This window comes from Desulfovibrio intestinalis (assembly GCF_014202345.1).
In the GTDB taxonomy this organism is placed as follows: domain Bacteria; phylum Desulfobacterota; class Desulfovibrionia; order Desulfovibrionales; family Desulfovibrionaceae; genus Desulfovibrio; species Desulfovibrio intestinalis.
The window spans coordinates 1-19,186 of sequence record NZ_JACHGO010000005.1 but is presented as its reverse complement, the minus strand read 5'-3'; the positions used below and the strand labels follow the sequence as shown (position 1 = coordinate 19,186).

General features: G+C 51.9%; 14 protein-coding genes. 4 read left to right on the top strand and 10 right to left on the bottom strand.

Annotation, left to right across the window (positions count from 1 at the left end):
* Nucleotides 1-565: 565 nt before the first annotated feature.
* Together HNQ38_RS08495 and HNQ38_RS08490 are read left to right on the top strand one after the other, a co-directional pair.
* The gene (locus tag HNQ38_RS08495) at nt 566-1,840 is read left to right on the top strand and encodes a molybdopterin-binding protein (protein ID WP_183719435.1); all 1,275 of its coding nucleotides are present in this window, start codon (nt 566-568) and stop codon (nt 1,838-1,840) included.
* Between the two features lie 40 nt (nt 1,841-1,880).
* Nucleotides 1,881-3,830, top strand: a complete 1,950-nt coding sequence (locus HNQ38_RS08490; RefSeq protein WP_183719433.1) for a molybdopterin biosynthesis protein — start codon at nt 1,881-1,883, stop codon at nt 3,828-3,830.
* A 9-nt stretch (nt 3,831-3,839) separates the two neighbouring features.
* On the opposite strand, the gene HNQ38_RS08485 is transcribed toward HNQ38_RS08490, so the two are convergent.
* The 9 genes from HNQ38_RS08485 to HNQ38_RS08445 form a co-directional block, all read right to left on the bottom strand.
* On the bottom strand, nt 3,840-4,736 hold the full coding sequence (locus HNQ38_RS08485) for a HesA/MoeB/ThiF family protein (RefSeq protein ID WP_183719431.1): 897 nt from the start codon (nt 4,734-4,736) through the stop codon (nt 3,840-3,842).
* A gap of 13 nt (nt 4,737-4,749) precedes the next feature.
* Nucleotides 4,750-4,989, bottom strand: a complete 240-nt coding sequence (locus tag HNQ38_RS08480; RefSeq protein WP_183719429.1) for a MoaD/ThiS family protein — start codon at nt 4,987-4,989, stop codon at nt 4,750-4,752.
* Between the two features lie 206 nt (nt 4,990-5,195).
* Nucleotides 5,196-6,938: an aldehyde ferredoxin oxidoreductase C-terminal domain-containing protein gene (locus HNQ38_RS08475; protein ID WP_183719426.1), complete on the bottom strand. Its 1,743-nt coding sequence runs from the start codon at nt 6,936-6,938 to the stop codon at nt 5,196-5,198.
* A 278-nt stretch (nt 6,939-7,216) separates the two neighbouring features.
* The gene (locus HNQ38_RS08470) at nt 7,217-7,864 is read right to left on the bottom strand and encodes an ABC transporter ATP-binding protein (RefSeq protein ID WP_183719425.1); all 648 of its coding nucleotides are present in this window, start codon (nt 7,862-7,864) and stop codon (nt 7,217-7,219) included.
* A complete protein-coding gene (locus HNQ38_RS08465) occupies nt 7,861-8,556 on the bottom strand; it encodes an ABC transporter permease (RefSeq protein ID WP_183719423.1) in 696 nt (231 codons plus the stop codon). Before HNQ38_RS08465 ends, HNQ38_RS08470 begins: the two co-directional genes overlap by 4 nt.
* Nucleotides 8,557-8,661: 105 nt before the next feature.
* The gene (locus HNQ38_RS08460) at nt 8,662-9,492 is read right to left on the bottom strand and encodes an ABC transporter substrate-binding protein (RefSeq protein WP_183719421.1); all 831 of its coding nucleotides are present in this window, start codon (nt 9,490-9,492) and stop codon (nt 8,662-8,664) included.
* A 410-nt stretch (nt 9,493-9,902) separates the two neighbouring features.
* Nucleotides 9,903-10,907, bottom strand: coding sequence for a TOBE domain-containing protein (locus tag HNQ38_RS08455; RefSeq protein ID WP_183719419.1), 1,005 nt, complete (start codon nt 10,905-10,907; stop codon nt 9,903-9,905).
* Between the two features lie 87 nt (nt 10,908-10,994).
* Nucleotides 10,995-11,417 carry a hypothetical protein gene (locus HNQ38_RS08450; RefSeq protein WP_183719417.1) on the bottom strand — a complete coding sequence of 141 codons (423 nt, stop codon included), beginning with the start codon at nt 11,415-11,417 and terminating at the stop codon, nt 10,995-10,997.
* Between the two features lie 184 nt (nt 11,418-11,601).
* A complete protein-coding gene (locus HNQ38_RS08445; protein WP_183719415.1) occupies nt 11,602-11,844 on the bottom strand; it encodes an integrase core domain-containing protein in 243 nt (80 codons plus the stop codon).
* 810 nt (nt 11,845-12,654) lie between these two features.
* On the opposite strand from HNQ38_RS08445, the gene HNQ38_RS08440 reads away from it, so the two are divergent.
* Both HNQ38_RS08440 and HNQ38_RS08435 read left to right on the top strand, forming a co-directional pair.
* Nucleotides 12,655-14,841: an AAA family ATPase gene (locus HNQ38_RS08440; RefSeq protein WP_183719413.1), complete on the top strand. Its 2,187-nt coding sequence runs from the start codon at nt 12,655-12,657 to the stop codon at nt 14,839-14,841.
* A 689-nt stretch (nt 14,842-15,530) separates the two neighbouring features.
* Nucleotides 15,531-18,224, top strand: a complete 2,694-nt coding sequence (locus tag HNQ38_RS08435) for a DUF927 domain-containing protein (RefSeq protein ID WP_183719411.1) — start codon at nt 15,531-15,533, stop codon at nt 18,222-18,224.
* 452 nt (nt 18,225-18,676) lie between these two features.
* Here HNQ38_RS08435 and HNQ38_RS08430 read toward each other — a convergent pair.
* Nucleotides 18,677-19,186: integrase core domain-containing protein (locus HNQ38_RS08430; RefSeq protein ID WP_183719409.1), on the bottom strand; the 510-nt coding region annotated here is incomplete at its 5' end.

Sequence of the window (19,186 nt, the reverse complement as noted above, 5' to 3'; positions counted from 1 at the left end):
TCGGTGGAATTGCGTTCTATGAGTTTACCCTTGGCCCCATTACTGGCAAAAAAAATTGACCAAACCTTCGTTATCTGTGTTTAGTCTACGCTGCACAGCCTTCGTAAAGGTTTCTTTGATGGAATAACCATTTTGTATGGCGTTGCCATTTACAAAGATGTTGAGATGGTAATGTGGTTTGTCTTTTGGGCTCTTTTTCTCTGATGACCAGACATAGTGCATATCTGGATCATTTTTCCCATTTTTAAAGCATGAATCTATCTAGCGGTTGTCATGTTCAATGACTCTGGTCAGCTCCTTGTAACTGAGCGTATCATTGCTTCCTTGTTCATTCTGAATATCAAGGCGTACAGATAGTACTTTAGAATGCTTTGTTGTCATGTATTTATCAAGTTTATCCATTGTTATACTTAAGGGCGATCTACGGCCAAACCGCAATTGAACTGCTTTGTTAGGCGATCAAAGCCGTGGCTATTTTTTTTGCCTTTATGTATTGCTCTTTGGCAATATTTGCAGTTAAATTTAAAGGGTTATCCACCCCGAAGACTGCCATCCGGAGGCCCGCGTGAAACCTTTTCTGACCTTACAATCTGTGGAAACGGTCATTAAGCATATCCGTACTTTTCCAGTCCTGGGGGAGGAACAGGTTCTTCTTGATAATGCACTAAATCGCCATCTGACCTGCGCATTTACCGCCCCCGCCGATTTGCCCGGCTTTGACCGTTCCACTGTAGACGGCTACGCCGTGCGTGCGCGGGATCTGTTCGGCGCTCAAGAAGGCAGCCCGGCTCTGGTGGAGTGCGTGGGCGACTGCCCCATGGGCGCAGCCCCAGAAATCGTCATTCAGGAAGGGCAAGCCGCGCGCATTCTCACAGGCGGCATGTTGCCACAGGGTGCGGACTGTGTAGCCATGGTGGAGTATTCCCGCCCTGCCGGAGGCAAGTTGATTGAGCTCACCCGCAGCCAGGCCCCAGGCGACAATGTGATTCTGCGTGATGATGACGCTACGGCCGGCGCACCTCTACTGCCCGCCGGGCATCGCCTGCGGCCTCAGGATGTGGGGCTTCTGGCGGCATTCGGCGTCAACACAATCGGCGTGAGATGCAGCCCACGTGTAGCCGTGCTTTCCACCGGTGATGAGATTGTTCCCGCAACTGAAACGCCACCGCCGGGTAAAATCCGTGATGTCAATGCGTACAGCCTCACCGCCCTGTGCCGCGAAGCAGGCGGCCAGGCCCAACGAACCGGACTTGTGCGTGACGATGCGGACGACCTCAGGGCGACCCTTGCCAAGCTTGCCGTCCAGTATGATGTCATTGTGGTTTCAGGCGGATCATCAGCCGGTATGCGTGACCATACGGTTGAAGCCTTTGCCGCTCTGCCTGGGGGCGAAATTTTGACCCACGGGGTGGCCATCAGCCCTGGCAAGCCCTTTATTCTGGCCCGTGCTGTCATGGACGGACGCACAGTCTGCCTCATGGGCCTTCCAGGGCACGTCGCCAGCGCCCTTGTTTGCGCGCGTGTTTTTCTCACCCCTTTATTGCATCACCTTCAGGGGCAAATTTCAACAGCAATTTCCCCTTGTATTCCAGCCAGGTTGGCGCGATCCGTCGCTTCAGCCCAGGGACGCCGCGATTATCTGCGAGTTCGCCTGAACATGCTCCCGCAGACCAATTCCCATACCGACAAGGAAGTTTCAGCGTTGTATGAGGCGGAACCAATCATGGGTGTCTCCGGCCTCATAACAGGCATGACCGCTGCGGATGGCCTTCTGATTTGCGCTGAAAACCGCGAAGGCTTTGATGCGGGAGACATAGTCATGATAGAGCTTTTTCAGTAGAATGTCCGGCACCTGAGCCCAATTTTCGTGGAGGCAAACCTTGAAACGCAATACCTATCTGACCCTGCTCACGCCCGATGAAGCTAGAATTCTCTGGTTTGAGCGTCTACACGCCCACTCCCATACTCTGGCGGAAGAAAATGTAGCTCTGCCTGATGCGCTGCACCGTGTACTCAGCCGGGCTGTTGAGGCACAACGGTCCTCTCCGGCCTTTCACGGCGCAGCCATGGACGGTATTGCGGTCAGTGCCGAAGATACGTTTTCCGCTTCGGCCCGCAACCCTTTGCGCCTTGAACTGGGTAAAAAGGCTCACTGGATAAATACCGGCCATCCCCTGCCTCAGGGCTTAAATGCCGTCATCATGATGGAAAATCTCAACACGGAAACCGTCGGGGAAACACAGTGGGCCATCATTGAAAAAGCCACTTTCCCCTGGCAGCATGTGCGAAAGCTTGGCGAAGATATGGTGGCCACAGAAATAATCCTGCCGCCTGGAACCTGTATAGGACCATACGACCTGGGCGCATTGGCGGCGGGTGGCGTACTTGAAGTGCCTGTATTCGTCCGGCCCCGCGTTTCCATCGTGCCCAGTGGTTCGGAAATAGTGCCCCTGTCTGAAGCGCGAGAAGAAGACCTGCGCGCTGGCCGGGTGCTGCCCGAGTTCAACTCCCTGATTTTCTCAGCCATGATTACCGAAGCCGGAGGCGATGCAACGGTTTTGCCCGTAGTTCCAGATGAACCGACTGCCATTGCCGCCGCCATCACAAACGCCCTTGATGCCGGGGCAGACATGATCATCCTCAATGCCGGTTCCTCGGCAGGCAGCCACGACTACACCGCCCATGTGCTGGAATCACTGGGGGAAGTACTGGTGCACGGCATTTCGGTTATGCCCGGCAAACCCACGGTACTGGCCGTAGTGCGAGGCAGGCCCGTTATCGGCGTACCGGGCTATCCGGTTTCGGCTGGCATCGCCATGGAAGAATTTGTCTTACATTTGCTTGCCTTGTGGCAGAAACGCTCTGTCAGCGAACGCCGGAAAGTTCTTGCTGTTCCCTACAATCCGCTGCCTTCGCGCCCCGGAATGGAAGAGCGACTGAGAGTCAAACTCGGCCTTGTTGGTGGCTCCATAGTGGCTGTGCCCCTGCCACGCGGCGCAGGAACCATTACAAGCCTGAGCCGCGCAGACGGCATTATCTGCATTCCGCGAGACAGCGAAGGCTGTGATGCCGGAGAGCCGGTAACCGTTGAGTTGCTGCGCCCGGAGACGGCTCTTGCAGGGGCGCTGCTCGCCATAGGCAGTCATGACAATACCCTGGATATGCTCGACAGCCTGTTGCGCAAGACCTACCCCGGATTCCGCCTGACTTCTGCCCATGTGGGATCATTGGGCGGCCTGATGGCGTTGCGGCGTGGGCAGTGCCATCTGGCGGGCAGTCACTTGCTCGACGCGGAAGACGGCGTGTATAATCGCAAGGCCATTGAAGAAAATCTTGAAGAACCCACAGTACTTCTACGCCTTGTGGACAGGGAGCAAGGCATTTTGACAGCGCCCGGCAACCCTCTGTACATCAACGGCATAGAAGATTTGGCCCGGCAGGATGTGCGATTTATCAATCGCCAGCGCGGCAGCGGCACCCGCGTGCTGCTTGACTACCGTCTGGCCAGCCTGGGAATTTCCTCCACTGGCATCAAGGGATATCGTGACGAGGAATATACCCATATGAACGTGGCCGCTGCCGTGCTTTCCGGCCGGGCAGACGCCGGCCTCGCTGTCAGGGCCGCCGCCAATGCTCTGGGGCTCCCCTTTGTTCCTGTTGGCATGGAGGAATACGATCTGGTCATTCCACGACGTTTTTTAGCAATGGAAGCCATGCAGGCCCTGCTGGATGTCATACGCAGTGAATCCTTCCGCAAGACGGTTGAAAGTATGGGAGGCTATGGCACGGAAAAGACAGGTCAGATTATCTGGGAATACGCGGGAAGGTAGTGGAAGTTTTTACTCCAGGCCAGTCCAGGAAAAGTCTTCCAGCTCCGGTACGGATAAATCAAGATGCAGCAAGGACGAGTCCTTGCTTTGTGTCAGTAGAGCGCGAAGGGTCAGTTTGACCATCAGGCAGGCCACCGAAGCCGGGGCCAGAGCGCCAATGGCTTCACGTCTCGCCTGCGCAAGCTCCTGAGAGCTTTGCCCCTGAGGGTACAGTTCCTCCAGCCGGGGCCTTGGGCCGGAGTTGGCATAGCTGAAGCCCTCTTCCCGAAGAACGGCCCCATGAATGAAAGGTACGTTCCTTGCCAAGGCGGCCCGCTCCAGAGCGGTCTTCAAAGGGATACTGTCCAGACAGTCCAGCGCAATATCCATACCTGTCACAAGCTCAGGAAGGTTGTGCTCGCCAGCCTCAACTTCCAGAGCTTCTGCTGCCACATGCGAAGCAATATCTTCAAGAGCATTGCACACGACCCGCGCCTTCGGCAGCCCCAGAGCGCGTTCTGAACTGAAACACTGACGGTTGAGGTTGCTTTCATCAAACACATCGTTATCCACAAGCCGGATAGAGCCCACACCCGACCGGGCCAGCAGTTCCGCCACATATCCACCCAAACCGCCGCAGCCCAGCACAAGTACCCTGCTTTGCAACAGGCAGGCCATGTCGCCCGATGAAAACAATCCGTAATTGCGGCGAAAGCGCTCAGGCCAGATATGGTGCCCCAAAAGGCAAATCATGGCCTCGCGCAAGGTCATCCCTTGCGTATCTGCCCAGGTGCGAATGCCCGCAAGCCTTACGAACAGTATTTCCGCACCGTCACAGTGCCTGCCGGAATCGGCTGAGGCCGGATGCGCCGGATATACAGCGCACAGATGGGGCTTGAAAAAAGCGTATAACTGGGGTGTAGTCATGGCCAACGGACGCCTAGCCTCCACCGACAGCCGGGAAGAAGGCTATGCGATCGCCGTCGCGCAGGAGATCGTCCGCCTTGTGCTGGCGTCCGTTGACCATAACAATCTTGATGTCTTGCTGCGGCAGGTTCAGATGCCGGGCCAGCCCTCCCACGGTACAGCCTTCAGGTATGGTCACCTGCAAGCCCTTTTCCGGGATATAGCCGGGTACATGATCACGTAGTGTAGTACTCAGTTTTACGGTCAGGTGCATGATAAACTCCTCGTCCGCATGCCAGTCAAACCTGCGCGGTCAGACTCTATATGCACATGCCCTGAAACTGCGGTCAAGCATCCAGCATCCATCTGGAGCGCCAAGGCTTATCCCGCGCCAGCCGGGCGCCCTTTTTCGACAGCAAAACAAAATTTCAAAGCCGCCGTTCCGCCTTCTGCCGGAGCGGCGGCTTTTCAAGATCAGGTCTAATTCTTTTCTTCAACCCAGTTAAACACGGTTTTAAGTTCGTCATGCGTGATGTCGAACGTGGTGTTATGGGGAGGAAGTTTTTCATCCGTGAAGAAGTCGGGCAACACGTCCGCAGCCAGGGTGATGCCCGCACGACGGTTGAAATCTATTTCAGTAGATAGAATGCGCTGGCCCAGAGTCACCACATCGTCGCCGGTGAGCTGCCAGCCGAACTTGGCATTGAGCATGTCCACAACGGCGGGCAACGCATCCGGCACGTCAAGAATGGCAAAGGCCGTAAACAGGCACAAGCCTACGGAATCCACAGAGGCTGTAGCCACCTGGAGGTTACGCGAAAGCTCAATCTGCCCTTCCTTTTTCAGAGGGTCAACCGTGCCGCCGCTGCTGAGGATATTGGCGGTGACGGCATAGCCTGCAGTGTGGTCCGCTCCCATAGGCGAAGTGGCGTAAGTGACGCCCTGGCCCTTGACAGCACGGGGATCATAGGCAGGCAGACTCTGCCCCTTGACGGCAGGTACGCGCCGCACACCGAAGACCCGGCCCGTGGTGGCAGTGCCGCACCCGATAATGCGCCCCAAGGGCGTGCCTTCACTGATGCCATGCATGGCGTCCAGCACAGCCTTGGCATCGCCGTAGGGTATGCCCCCTCCGGCCATAGCCACCCCCATGGCCACACCCACGTCAATGGTATCCACACCAATATCGTCACACAGGTAGTCGTACTGCGAAATGGCATCCAGATCGCCGATGCCGGAATGGGGACCGAAAGCCCACAGGGTTTCATATTCCGGCCATTTGCTCTGGAATTTTCCTTTCTTGTCCGGCAGGATGCCGCTGCAACGGATCATGCAGCCGCTCATGCAGCCGTGCGCCACTGTGCCGCCGCGCTCTTTGGTGATCTGGTTCAAAAGTTCGCCCGAAACGCTCTCGTGCTGGTCGAACTGGCCAACAGTAAAGTTGGCTGTGGGCAAACCGCCAGCTTCGTGCAAAATATTGATGAGCACGGCCGTGCCGTAATCCGCAAGTCCCTTGCTGGTGATGGGATGCTCGGCCAGAGCCTTGGCAAAGCGCTTGGAGGCCTCACGAAAGGCTTTTTCGTCATTGAGAGGCTGGTTTTTACCGCCTTCGGGATTGACGATAATGGCCTTGAGCCCTTTGGAACCCATGACAGCGCCCACGCCTCCTCGCCCGGCATGGCGCATGGGACGCAGCTCGCGGTCAGTACAGGCGATGGAAGCCGCAGTAAGCTTGAATTCACCGGCCCTGCCGATGGTGATGTAGCTGCAATCCTTGCCGTATTTTTCCACAAGGTTGGCCACGGCGTCAAAATTGTTCAGCCCAGCCACGTCCGAAGGCACAAGCCTAGCGTGATCCTTGCTTACTTCGAGTTGCCACCACTGACCTTCTTCGGCCATATTTTCAATAATGACTGCCAGAATACCCAGACGGGCCAAATGACCGCCAGGTTGGCCGCCTGCGTTGGATTCCTTGATGCCTTCCGTAAGGGGACTTTTACAACCCACGGAAAGACGATTCGCGTTGGGGCTGTTGGTCGCACCAAGCAGCCCCGGGGCAAAAACAAGTTTGTTGTGCGGGCCGATGGGCGTACACGTTGGTGGCACTTCCCGTGCCACAATGGTCGAGGTCAGCGCGCGACCGCCAAGGCCCGCATACTCCTGGGGGATCTCTTCAAGAACACAGGTTTTTGTCGCCATATTGACGCGCAAGAAACGAAACATGGGGCCTCCTTGAAAAGCGCTACCGCGCCTGTATGTGTTTGAGAGGTACTGTACCCCAGGCAATTACACAGGCAAGCATATAAAAAAAATGACACGCTTTTCCCCTCAGCGTGCCCATACTGGTATAAAACGATGACGATATGCGTGGAGAGGACGCAGCCAGCACGTGGCGCACACGGCTACTGGTCAATCTGACAACAAAAGCTCAAGCAGGATTAAAGAATGACTCAACAGCCCCTGGCGCAGCGCGGCTGCTAAAACAGGGCCCAGCTACAATGTCAGAAAGTTTCATCCCAGCGTCTGCCAAGCTGAACCTCGCGCGCGCCAAGAGTATGGATCAGCGCCGGATCATGCGTTGAACAAACCACTGTCGCCCCTTCACGCCGGCAGACACTCACTGCTTGTACCATATCCCGCGCACTGGCGGCATCCACATTGGCCGTGGGCTCGTCCAGTAAAAGCACCATGGGGCGCAAGGCAAGCCTTGAAGCCAGCGCTATGCGTTGGCGCTCTCCGCCGGAGAGCTCGCCTGGGCCGCGCCGGGCAAAATCCCACGGCCTGTCAAAACCTACAGCCCGCATACTTTGCTCGAAAACCATGTCGGCCGAAGCGGTATCATTACGCAGGCGAAGCCCCATTACAACATTGCTGAAAACACTCATACGCAACAGGTAGGGATCCTGCAGCAGCAGTGTGGCCTGCTTTCTTCCGTTACCTCCTCCGGCGTACTGTAACGCCCCCGAGGCAGGACGCTCCAGAAAGGCCAGGATGCGTAACAACGTTGACTTTCCGCAGCCGTTGGGGCCCGTCAGGGCAAGCGCCTCACCCCGTACGATTTCAATGTGAGGCACATTCAGTACAATACGATCGCCGTATACTTGCACAAGATCGCGCCCCTGGTACAACAAATCCTTCTTCTCTGTCATACCCGGCCCCTGTGGCGAAAAAAGGCCAGCATCAAATTGATGATAAAAGCCATGAGCAAAAGTATGAGCCCCAGGGCAATGCCCTGAGCAAAATCGCCCTTGCTGGTTTCAAGCGCGATGGCCGTTGTCATTGTGCGGGTGGCGTAACGGATATTCCCCCCCAGCATCATGGCCACGCCCACTTCAGTGATGACACGCCCGAAGGCCGTGATGGAAACCATGCCAATGGAGTAGCGGCATTCCCACAGTGCGAGAGCGGCGACCTGCCTGCCGTTGGCCCCGAGAGTGAGCAGCGTTTCCCGACAGCGCGGATCCAGGCTCTCCACTGCCTGCGCCGTCCATGAAGTTACGATGGGCAGAGCCAATACGGCCTGCCCAATAGCCATGCCCGGCAGCGTAAAAAGCAGCCCGTACTGGCCCAAGGGTCCGCGGGCCGTTATAAAGGCATAGACCAACAGCCCGATGAGCACTGTGGGAAAAGCCAGAAGTGTATCAGAAATGAGGCGTAATGCTCTTTTACCGGGGAAGGTGCAGTAACCAAGGACGAAGCCCAGCGGCAGCCCGAGCAGCAGTGCCACCGTCATGGCGTAACAGGTGGAGAGCAAAGTGGCGTATATGGCGGACAGTGTAGCCGCATCCATATGGATTAGAAGAGAAAACGCGCCAGAAAGGCCGTTGATAAGATATTCCATACGGGCGCTCGCAGAAGAGTAAAAAAACAAAAAAACTTTAAGGCATGCCGGGGAGACAAATCATCACAAACAGATCTGCCCCCCCGGCGATTGTCACTTGTGCAGTTACTTTCCTGCGCCGGATTCAGCGTTGGGGAAGAAAAGCTGTTTACCCTTCAGCTTGTAATCCGCAATTTTCTGCTGTGTGGACGGGGCCACCCACCAGTCTTCGAATTTTTGCGCCAGATCCTTTTTGACCTTGGGGCACTGCGCGGCATTGACCGTAATGACGCTGTACTGATTGAACAGGGCCTTGTCTCCTTCCACCACGATGACCAGAGGATTCTTGTCGCCCATCTTGTCAGCGAAGGTAATCCACGTTCCACGGTCTGTCAGTGAATAGGCCTGTTTTTCTGCGGCCATGTTCAGCGTGGCTATCATACCCTGCCCGGCGGAAAAATATTTGGGATCTTTGTCAGGCGTGATGTCAGCCTGCTTCCAGAGCTTCTGCTCGGCCTTGTGTGTGCCGGATTGGTCGCCCCTGCTCACGAAACCGGCCTTGGCCTCAAAGATGCCGCCAAGAGCTTCTGCCGTGCTTTTGCCCTTGATGCCAGCCGGATCAGATGCAGGCCCCACAATGATAAAATCGTTGTACATGACCTGACGGCGGTCCGTGCCATGTCCGGCCTTGACAAACTCCATTTCCGCTGACGGGGCATGTACCAGCAATACATCGGCATCGCAGTTTTTGGCGATTTCAAGCGCCTTGCCTGTACCCACGGCCACCCATTTAAGCTCTATGCCCGTTTCTTTTTTGAAAACAGGTTCAAGGTACTCCAACAGACCCGAGTCCTGAGTGCTGGTGGTAGTGGCCATCATGAGAGTGTCAGCGGCCCGCGCAAAAGGGGTCAGAGCCAGAGAGCCCAAGACGCAGACAGACAAAAAGAAACGGAACATGTTATACTCCTTTTAAAATTCATCATGGCAAATTAATTTTGAGAATGTACATTCTCAAAATTTGAAGACGCTTGCTTCGGCATTTGCCAGCGCAAACAAATAGCAGCACTGCCTTCGCGGCAGTCGTTGCAGCGCAGAAAGCATCCGCAGGCCCTAATGGGCAACGGTGAAGCTGACTTACGCCTGCGCGGCGGGCGGCGGCTCACGCCATCGCCTTCAGAGTATTTTAACGTTAAAATACTCGCCCGATCGAGCCGATGCGTCCTGCTGTCAATGCGATTATCACGATATCATTAAAAAGCGTGACATAAAAGACATGACCATGGCAGCAAATGCTCGCGCCTCATGGTCACAGCAGAAAATAACAGGCCAAGGTTCAGCTATATCGGTGGGGAATTGTGACGTCGATTTTAATCCGCCAGCAAATACACGGCGGTTGCGGGAAAAACGGCAAAAATCTTTTTGCCTTCAGTCAGATGCAGTTTGCCCACGGCCAGGGTTTCAAGCGTAGCCCGTATGGTAGTGCCATCGGACAGCCTCAGACAAACAAAAGTTTCTACCATATCGGCATGCAGGCTTTCCACAATGCCGCATACGCAGTTCGTCAGGCTTGTTGTTGTTTTTTCAGAGCACAGCACAATGCCTTCTGGATCAATCCTAACGCTCACTACCTGATTCTCATGAATCTCCAGAAGACCAACCTGCTCGGGATCACAAAAGGCAGTCAGCCGCAGATCAGAAAAGGTGGTCACTTCCACCTGAATTTTTCGCATGCCCACAACCACTGCACTGACAATACCAAGAAAAAGATTGGTGTCGTCATTATCTCCGCCAGACTGGGAGCACTGGGCTCTTTCCCGGCCGTATGCCTGGCTGACCAAAATACGGCGCGCCTCACCATTTGAAAAGTTCAAGAAGGCCGCCAGTTGTGCAGATTCTTGCTGCCCTAGAAATTTTTGCACCAGAGGCATGGGCACATGCAGACCCAGCAGCTCAAGCCCCCGCGAATAGCGGATGGCCCGCGGTCCCACCACGGCGGAGGGCAGCCCCATAGTTCCACCCACCGCATAAAGCTTCTTGCGCACAAAACCCTGATCAAAGCGCAGAAAATCGATATCAGAAGCTTCAGGAAGACTGAGTATGCGCCGGACGTGCCGCATAACGCTCAGAGGCAATAACAATTCACGGGCATTGGGGCCAGGCACGCGCATCATCCCCGTGATAGTGTCTATAGCTTGGCGCGGGTTGAGCGCCATGGCCTCACTGAGGCGCAATCCACCGTAACGAAACAGCAAAAACAGCAGATGCAGCCTCGCCCGCGCAATTTTTTGCACCTTGGTCGTAGCTTCAGATTCCCATTGCTCCCACCGAAGAGTGAGGGCTTCCAGCTGTTGGCGGCTTAAATGGTGCTGCATTGTGCAAGTCGCTTAAAAAATTAGCAGTTTTTGTATTCAGTTTTATAAATAAAGAGAGCAAATTAACACCGTGGAAGAATTATATAATCATTCCACAGGACTGACAATGGAGGTATTGGCACGAAGGGTAGATCGTGAAGGCATAGAAAAACAGTGCCTAGGCTCTATTCTCAAAGATTTTCCCAAAAGAATTGCTGCAATAATAGTAGGATAGCCCAATGCCATTACAATAGTAGGTAAAAGTTTTTCAGGTTGAGGATGTTCAACTAAAGATTTTCTCTTTAATTCATCAACTCCAAAAATACTAAGGATATATTTCTGATACATTTTATCTTTAGAGTAAAATTCATGAACAACTAAGCATTTGTAAAAATCAGCATAGTTATCATCTTTAAGTCGTTTATATAAACTTTTATTGTTGATTTCATTAATTTCCTTATCTACGTTTACGTAAAACTTGTCGAATGATTTGCCCCAGAATGCCACTTTAGCATTATCATAATTGGACATGATGCGCTCCATTCTACATAAATAACAGTTATCAGGGCAGTTTGACCGTACCCCACTACGTATACCACTGAAAGTTAGTGGCTCCCAATGGGTTGCAGGTTATATTCTTTTCACGGAATTCTTCCGGTGTCAGCAGCCCAATGCACTATGCGGGCACGGCTGGTTGTGATCCTGGCGCGATGCTTCAACGGTTCTTCGCTTCAACGGTTCTTCGGGCATCAGGCAGGGACAGAAATGCGTTCTGTTTTAAACACTCATCCCGAAATTTTTCGTTAAAGTTGTCAATGTGTCCATTATCCGTGGGCTTCCCCGAACGAGTAAACTCTATTTGCACACCGTGCTCAAAAGCCCAAGCATCCAGGGCCTTATCGCTGGATTCCGGACCGTAGTACCACCGGAATATTAAGTAGCAGGTCACCGTCGTCATCAGTATTCTTAACGATATCCCTATACCCAAAAGGAGAATGCTACGATGACCTTGGTCAACATGACAAAAATGAATTGATTTTGGTAGCTATCAATGTGGCGAAACATAGCCATGAAGTTCTTTCCTGTGGCCTGATGGTCAGAAGTGCCTCCCAAAAATCGGACAGGTGTGATATCTACTCAACCAGACACAGACAAGGAAAATGAGATAGGCAGGGTTATGTCCGGCATGGTTTATAAATGGGGTGCGGCAGAGGTGAGACGTGTGCCCCTTGCTGATGAGGGTGAGATGAGCTAAAAAAGACATCTGGCACAGCGTGTGAGTGTGCCACTCACTGGGTCACCATAACTACCCTGCTCTTTTAACTTATCAAGCAATACAGCCAGTTGGTTCGAGTCCTTTTCTCACCACTGCCGAGTCCCGCCCTCGGCACCACGAATTTAGGAATTGAGCTAACAAGCCCAATTCCTTTTTCTTTTTGTGGCTGACTTGATAAGATTTCTTGGATTGGTGACCCAGTGAGTGGCACACTCACACGCTGTACCATATACCCTTTTTTAGCCCATCTCGCCCCCATCAGCAAGGGGCATACGCCTCACGTCTGCCGAACCCCATTTATGAATCATGCCAGACATACCCCAGACAAGCATTGTTACACATCCTTGCCTGCGGCCTACGCTTCATTCCTTGCATCCATTGACAATGCTGGTTTATATAGCAGTATCTGTTGATACTTTTTAAACAGCAACTGAAATTCGCCGTTAAATTGGCAAGTGAAACAGGTGTGGTCCTGCCTCACTTGGAGGATTTATGTACCAATATACCCCGCGTTACCCAAAGGCATTCGGCCATCCAGCCTGGAGCCTGTATGGCTTTGTAAATGATGCACTTCTGCAAGACTTATTTTGGCGTAAAGTTCAGACAGACCCCGCTCTTGTGGCAAGATTAGCAACTATCCTTGATCATAATGCAACGCAAGAAAACAAAAATATTTTTCTATCTGATAATACTGCTATTTCTTTGCATCCTGAAAGCTGCGGTGCGTATACTACTGAAAGGCCTGGCCGTGTTAATCTGCTACAAGGGAATAGTGAAGACAAGCAGTCCATCTTAGATGCCGAACAGCACCCCGCCTCATGTGGGTATTACCTTGGTCCGCTTTTTCAGCAAAAATGCGGATGGCTCCCACAAAACGTCTACTCCAACATCCTCCAACGTTTGAGGGTGAGCCTTACTCAAGAGGATCGTTATCTGTTTAATCGAAAGGCTTGTCACAACAACGTGTTGATGACGGACAGAGACAAGGCTAACGCAATGCAAGCCATTGAACGCTCTGTTCCGATAGATTTTGGATTCAAAAAATTTAGAGTGTATTGGTACTCCACAGAGAATGGAAGTACAGTCTTTGGTATTATGTATTTATTTGATGATTCAGGAATGGTTGCCAAGCTTCCCATATCAGCCTGGCAGCGTGTTGGTAACTCTACTGGTAATGTTGTTTTTGATCTGCTCCATCCTCATCATAATTGTCCTTTGTATGACCTACATGCACTGTCACGGTGGCGCGGTAGATCTAAATATGCCCTTATATGTGCAAATGAGTGGACATGCGAAACTATCAAACAGGATCACACATGGATACCAAAAACGTTTCCTGTGACAACATACAGTTCGGTTGAAATGAGCGATTGGGCATCCCTGGGGTCAATGACGCCCATTATTTTCCCAGACGATACTGTTGATGGGTGCTATGAGGCTTATAAGCTATTCTTGGTGTTACAGGCGCAGGGGTTGTTTCCCATTTTTTTGAAACGGCAAGAAAAAAAAGCAACAAACCAGGTTCAAAATATTATTAAGCTTGCCCAAGACATTTATCCGATAGCATTTCCAAGCGGTGAATGCGATCTTTCTACATTCGCACAGCACTGTCGCCGTGAATTTGGCGTGGAGCCCCCTCAGGGTATTTTACCCCAAGGGCAACCTTTGTTGGAGTTGCCAGGTGGGGAAAGCGAGCCAGAGCCACTTCTGGAAGGGTTGCTTTCTTTGGATGACCAGATGACCATATTTGCGTGGCGCGGCGTAGGGAAGAGTCTGTTTTCGCTTCTATTGGCTCTGTGCTTCGCAAATGGGCATAAGGCGTTGAACGGACGTGTATATCCTTCACGTAAATACCGTGTGCTGCTGATTGACGGCGAAATGCCCCCAGGCAAGCTGAAAGAACGTGCTCGTTCAATTGCCAAAGGGCTTGGATTGCCTGAGGATGCCGCAAATAATCTTATAGTCCGCTCCTCGGTGGCAGAAAAAAAGAATTTAGTGTTGGACACTGAAGAGGGGTGGCTAGACCTGCTGCCCGACCTTGAACAAGCTGACATCATTATAGTGGACAGCCTGTTTAAAGTTATCCCAACAGCTATGAGCTCGGAATATACAGCTATCAAGGAATTAAATAATTTTTATAGCTGGTGCAGGCGACACGGTAAAACTGGCATCGTAGTTGACCACCAAGGGAAAAGTGGACATGCCTCTTTTGGTTCTATGGGGAAAGACATCAGTGTGGATGCAGCATTGCAACTGAAAAATAGTACACACGCAATTGAGGCCACAGCAACAAAAAATCGTAATTTTGAATTTACTGATAAGCCCTGGATCAAATACAGTATTAAAAACGAATCCGACGGCATGACCTTTCAGCCTATCGGTCAAGTTGCAATAGTATCGCCTACCACAGCCCTTCCGGCTGGTGAAGACGAAGACATAAAAAATTCGAATAAGAGAGCATCCACCCCCGATAAGCCGGATATTGATCAGGCCATCCTCAATTATGTCAAAGAGCACTCGGATCAGGCACAAGGTGAAGTATGCGATGCTATTGTGGATATGGGTATATGTAAGAGGGCAGCCGCTCACAGCCATTACAAAGCGCTCAGGGAAGAAGGCAAGCTTACTGCTCCCGAGGAAGCCGACATTACCAAGCAGTCGGATGATGAAATCTGCTGAACGGCTCCTGCGGCTATTTATAGGTTCTCCTTGGGGAGAACCATCCTTTTTTCTTTTTGAATTATCATGTTGGCAGATTCTGCTGATCTATCCATCTGATGCACATCCCCCCTTAGGGGGGATGTGCATCAGATGGATAGATAGTGCATATGTTTGCCAACCTATTGATCAAGGCGAAGAAAAATAAACACAAGAAAGAATCTAAAACAAGGCCAAAGCAAAAAATCAAAGTCTGTTGCAGGTTATATCGCCGCACAGATACCGCTGTGCAAAATTTTTGTCCCCTCGCCTTCTCAGGTGTTTTGGCTTTCGCACACCTCGCACACCTCGCACAGCGCAAAAACACGTTTCCTCAAAAACAAAATTAAAAAATACATTTCTGCTGATTAGTATATGTGTAATAGCCCGATGCAGACCATTTCGGCCCTGAACGACTATCGCACGCATACTTATCAGGAGTTGTCATGAAAATCCTGGATGGTTCCTCTACGCCGACAGAGCAGAAGGAAAAGCGGATAGTCTACGCGGGCCATGCCGATCAGGAACACGCAGATTTTGCGGAAATGCCTCGGCAATGGAGAGAGTACCCTGCCTCCACAGATGGCATCAAAGAAGCCGTAGGTGACGGATATACCGCCATTTCTATTTTCGAATTCAGTGGCCCTGTGGAAAAGGGTAAACCTCAGCCCATGCGCTATGGCGACCTGGTGCTGGACTTCGATGCCAAAAAAGAGTTGTTTGATAACGATGGCAATCCGTTGGGCAAGGTGGGCGATATTGCTAAAGCGCTTGAAGCTGTTCGCATTTTCAGCAGGCTGCTTACCCAAAAATATGACGTGAACCCCAACCATTTGCATTATTACGCCAGTGGCGGCAAGGGCTTCCATGTGATTATCCCACGAGAGCTTATAGGTTCAGAAGCTGGTGACATTGAGTTGCCTGCCATTTACAGGCGTACCCTTGATTCCATTCTGAATATTGCTGCCCATAAGGAACTTTGGGACGGTACAGTCCTTGGTGCGCTTAAGGATAGCCGCAAACTTACCCCTGAAGACCTGTGCATTGATCCAAACGGGTTCAAGGGCGGCAAAGGCCAACTCATCCGACTGCCCCATATCCAGCGGGCTGACGGCAATTACAAGGTGCCGGTGACATATGACGAGATCATGTACAATGGAGCTTCTTTTTTTGAGGAACTCGTCAAAAAAGACCGGCATATTGAGGAGGAAGGAAGCCGAAATGGTATCACCTGCGCTCCCATGCTGGAAGAAGCCTATTTGCAAGCCAAAAGGGTTGTTTGTCTTACTGCTGACAGGCGTAACGCCGATAGCCAGGTTGCAAGCCTGGAAACAGAATGTAAATTTGTGACTTTCTGCAGCCAGCATGCGGGTGAACTCTCAGAGCCCCAATGGTTTGCGCTTGCCAGAATTTTTTCCCACTGTGGGCCATTGGGACGGATATTATTCCACATGTATAGTCAGCTTGATCCTCGCCGCTATAATGAAGAAGAGGCCCAAAAGAAGCTGCATAATGCCTACAGTTATTCTCCCATCACCTGTAAGGAAGTCCAGAAAGTATTCCCTTGTTCAGGCGGCTGCCGAGTAAAATGCCCTATGGATCTTTATCGGCGAAAGCTCGCTGCGACTCTCGAAGTCGATGCCTTTGCCGTACTGGACGAAGAGCTTGTATTTTATCCAGATGCCAGCGACAAAACCACTTATGAAAAAATCTCTTCCTCACTTGAAGTAAAGGCTTCTGCTCGTGACGCTGAAAGCTGCGGCTGGTCAAAGATTATTGAAATACGTGATCCTGATGGCATTCTCCATCAGTGTCTAGTGCCTTTCACATCCTTAAACGGCTCAGGTGAAGAGGCGCTTGCGCTCCTGTCGGAAGCTGGTTTGCTGCTGGAGCCAGGCAGACTGCCCCGCCAGCGGCTTATACAATACCTTAGCAAAGCAACCCCAAAGCAGCGGGCTTTGATTGTTGAAAAAAATGGTTGGGTTGAAAAGGCCAACAAATTTGTACCTTTTGATCTGGGAAGTCAGCACGGCCAGTGCGAGTATCTGTGCTCCCGCTTCCCTGTGGCGTCCAAGCTGTTTGAGTCAAAGGGAACACTCGAAGAATGGAGAGAGCATGTGGGGAGGTATTGCGAGAGCAACCCTCTTTTGCAGGTGACGATTATTGCGGCCCTGTCCGGCCCCTTGTTGACGCTCATGAGGCATTCTGGTTTTGGCATTCACCTCTACGGTAATTCTTCCAGCGGCAAGACGACGAGCCTTCATGTTGCGGGTTCTGTCACTGGCGGTGAGCTTAAGTCGTGGCGAACAACGGACAATGGCCTTGAAGGCGTAGCGGAACAACATAACGACAACTGCCTTTTGCTTGATGAAATAAATCAGTGTGACCCTGATGTGGTGGCCCAGGCAGCCTATATGCTTGCCAATGGCCAGGGCAAATCACGTTCTTCAAAGACCGGTGTCAGCCGTCGTGTACCGACGTGGAATTTGACATTTCTGTCTTCAGGTGAAGTGTCCATATCTGACCGTGCTGACCAAGGTTATAGGAATAAAGCCATGGCCGGGCATGAGGTGCGCGTTATCAGTATCCTTGCAGACGGTGGTACTGACCACGGCATATTCACGATTATACCTGACGGCATGCCCGCTGGAGAATTTTCCGACAAATTGGTACAAAGCAGTAAAGAATACCGGGGTGCCCCATTACGGGCTATGATCCAGCACATCAAAGACGACTATGCTGGGATTTGTGAGGCGGTTAATGGATACATGGCCCAGTTCCTTGTCGGGCGTGCGAGCACGTCCATGTCTGCCCAAGCAAAACGGGTTGCCAATCATTTTGCCTTCCTGGCGGGTGTGGGTGAAATCGCCATACGTCTCAACATACTGCCCTGGTCGGCTGGAGAAGCAATGGCCGCTATGCAGCATTGCTTTGACTGGTGGCTCCGGGACAGAAATGGTGCGGTAGACTTTGAGATTGAAAAAGCAACAGAGAAGCTTCTGTCTCTGTCCCGTGCTGAGTTCTACGGGAAAGTTGGCGATACCTACCCAATCAAGAGGCTTGCTGCAGATAACAAAGACTGCTTTTTTATCCCACGTACCTATGCAGTAGCCGAAATCTGCAAGGATTTTCAGTATAAATCTCTTGTCACTAATCTGAAAGAGAAAGGGCTGTTGATTCTGACCAAGGACGGTGAAGTGCGAGAGCAGTTCTGGCAAGGTTGTAACGATAATCGGCCCAGAGGTTTCGCCATTATTAGGGATAACTTGTATGGCGAATCTGCGCATGGTATTATTGAAAGTCCTTTGCCTTTAGGGGAAAAGCTTTCAATTGTGTATCAGACCGTTGACGATAATGATTTTTAAAATTGAAAAAATGCCGTGTGCGTAGTGTGCGAGCTGTGCGAGTGTGCGGAAATTCAAATACCGAGGGCAGTAGGAAAATTAAATTCCTACTGCCCTCCTCTATATAGTATGCCCAACACCACACAATTTAGCCCGATGAGGTAGCCACATGCGGCCATATCGTACTCCCATTACCAATCTCTATGGCACAGATCGTTTTTTCGACGCCCTGGAAAAAGAACTCCCACCTGTGTTCACGCGAGATGTTGCTTCCAGATGTATGGGGGGACTTCTGTCCCCCAAAAGTATGTCCAATGCCGATGCCATGGGGATAGGGCCATCAGTCCGGGTAAGGATTGGAAAGAAAGTTGCCTATGAGAGAGCAAGCTTCATGACATGGCTCAGGCAAAGATTAAGTATGTAGGTTTTCATATACGCGTCATTGCCCTCATCTTTTTGTAAACCTCCCCAAGTTAGTGCCACCCGAAGGTAGAGACTTTCTGGGGTGAATTGATTTCCAAATACTCAGCCGGAGGAATGTTGCCCAAGGACTCATGGGGCCGTTCTTCGTTGTACTGCTTCAGCCAGTTCGCTGTGATTTCCTTAACTTCCGCGAGGCTGCTGAACAGGTAGAAGTCAAGAACCTCCGTCCGATACGTCCTGTTAAATCGTTCCACATACGAGTTTTGAGTAGGCTTGCCCGGTTGGATGAACTCCAGCTCCACTCCATGCGCCTCAGCCCACTCAGCCATCTGGATCGAGATCAGTTCCGGCCCGTTGTCCATTCTCAGCTTTTCCGGATACCCTCGCCATGCCGCCACCCTGTCCAGAACCCGTAATATCCGGGCTGCGGGGAGGCTGGTGTCTAACTCAATGGCGAGGCATTCTCGGCTGTAATCATCCACCACGTTGAACGTACGGAACCGCTGTCCGCTGGAGAGCGAGTCATGCATGAAGTCCACTGACCAGCAGCAGTTGGCCTG

Bases quoted from the DNA above. Each gene is read 5' to 3' on its own strand.
- HNQ38_RS08440 (WP_183719413.1), top strand. From the start codon at position 12,655: ATGTACCAATATACCCCGCGTTACCCAAAGGCATTCGGCCATCCAGCC.
- HNQ38_RS08450 (WP_183719417.1), bottom strand. From the start codon at position 11,417: ATGTCCAATTATGATAATGCTAAAGTGGCATTCTGGGGCAAATCATTC.
- HNQ38_RS08470 (WP_183719425.1), bottom strand. From the start codon at position 7,864: ATGACAGAGAAGAAGGATTTGTTGTACCAGGGGCGCGATCTTGTGCAA.
- HNQ38_RS08475 (WP_183719426.1), bottom strand. From the start codon at position 6,938: ATGTTTCGTTTCTTGCGCGTCAATATGGCGACAAAAACCTGTGTTCTT.
- HNQ38_RS08455 (WP_183719419.1), bottom strand. From the start codon at position 10,907: ATGCAGCACCATTTAAGCCGCCAACAGCTGGAAGCCCTCACTCTTCGG.
- HNQ38_RS08435 (WP_183719411.1), top strand. From the start codon at position 15,531: ATGCGCTATGGCGACCTGGTGCTGGACTTCGATGCCAAAAAAGAGTTG.
- HNQ38_RS08465 (WP_183719423.1), bottom strand. From the start codon at position 8,556: ATGGAATATCTTATCAACGGCCTTTCTGGCGCGTTTTCTCTTCTAATC.
- HNQ38_RS08485 (WP_183719431.1), bottom strand. From the start codon at position 4,736: ATGACTACACCCCAGTTATACGCTTTTTTCAAGCCCCATCTGTGCGCT.
- HNQ38_RS08445 (WP_183719415.1), bottom strand. From the start codon at position 11,844: ATGACGACGGTGACCTGCTACTTAATATTCCGGTGGTACTACGGTCCG.
- HNQ38_RS08460 (WP_183719421.1), bottom strand. From the start codon at position 9,492: ATGTTCCGTTTCTTTTTGTCTGTCTGCGTCTTGGGCTCTCTGGCTCTG.
- HNQ38_RS08480 (WP_183719429.1), bottom strand. From the start codon at position 4,989: ATGCACCTGACCGTAAAACTGAGTACTACACTACGTGATCATGTACCC.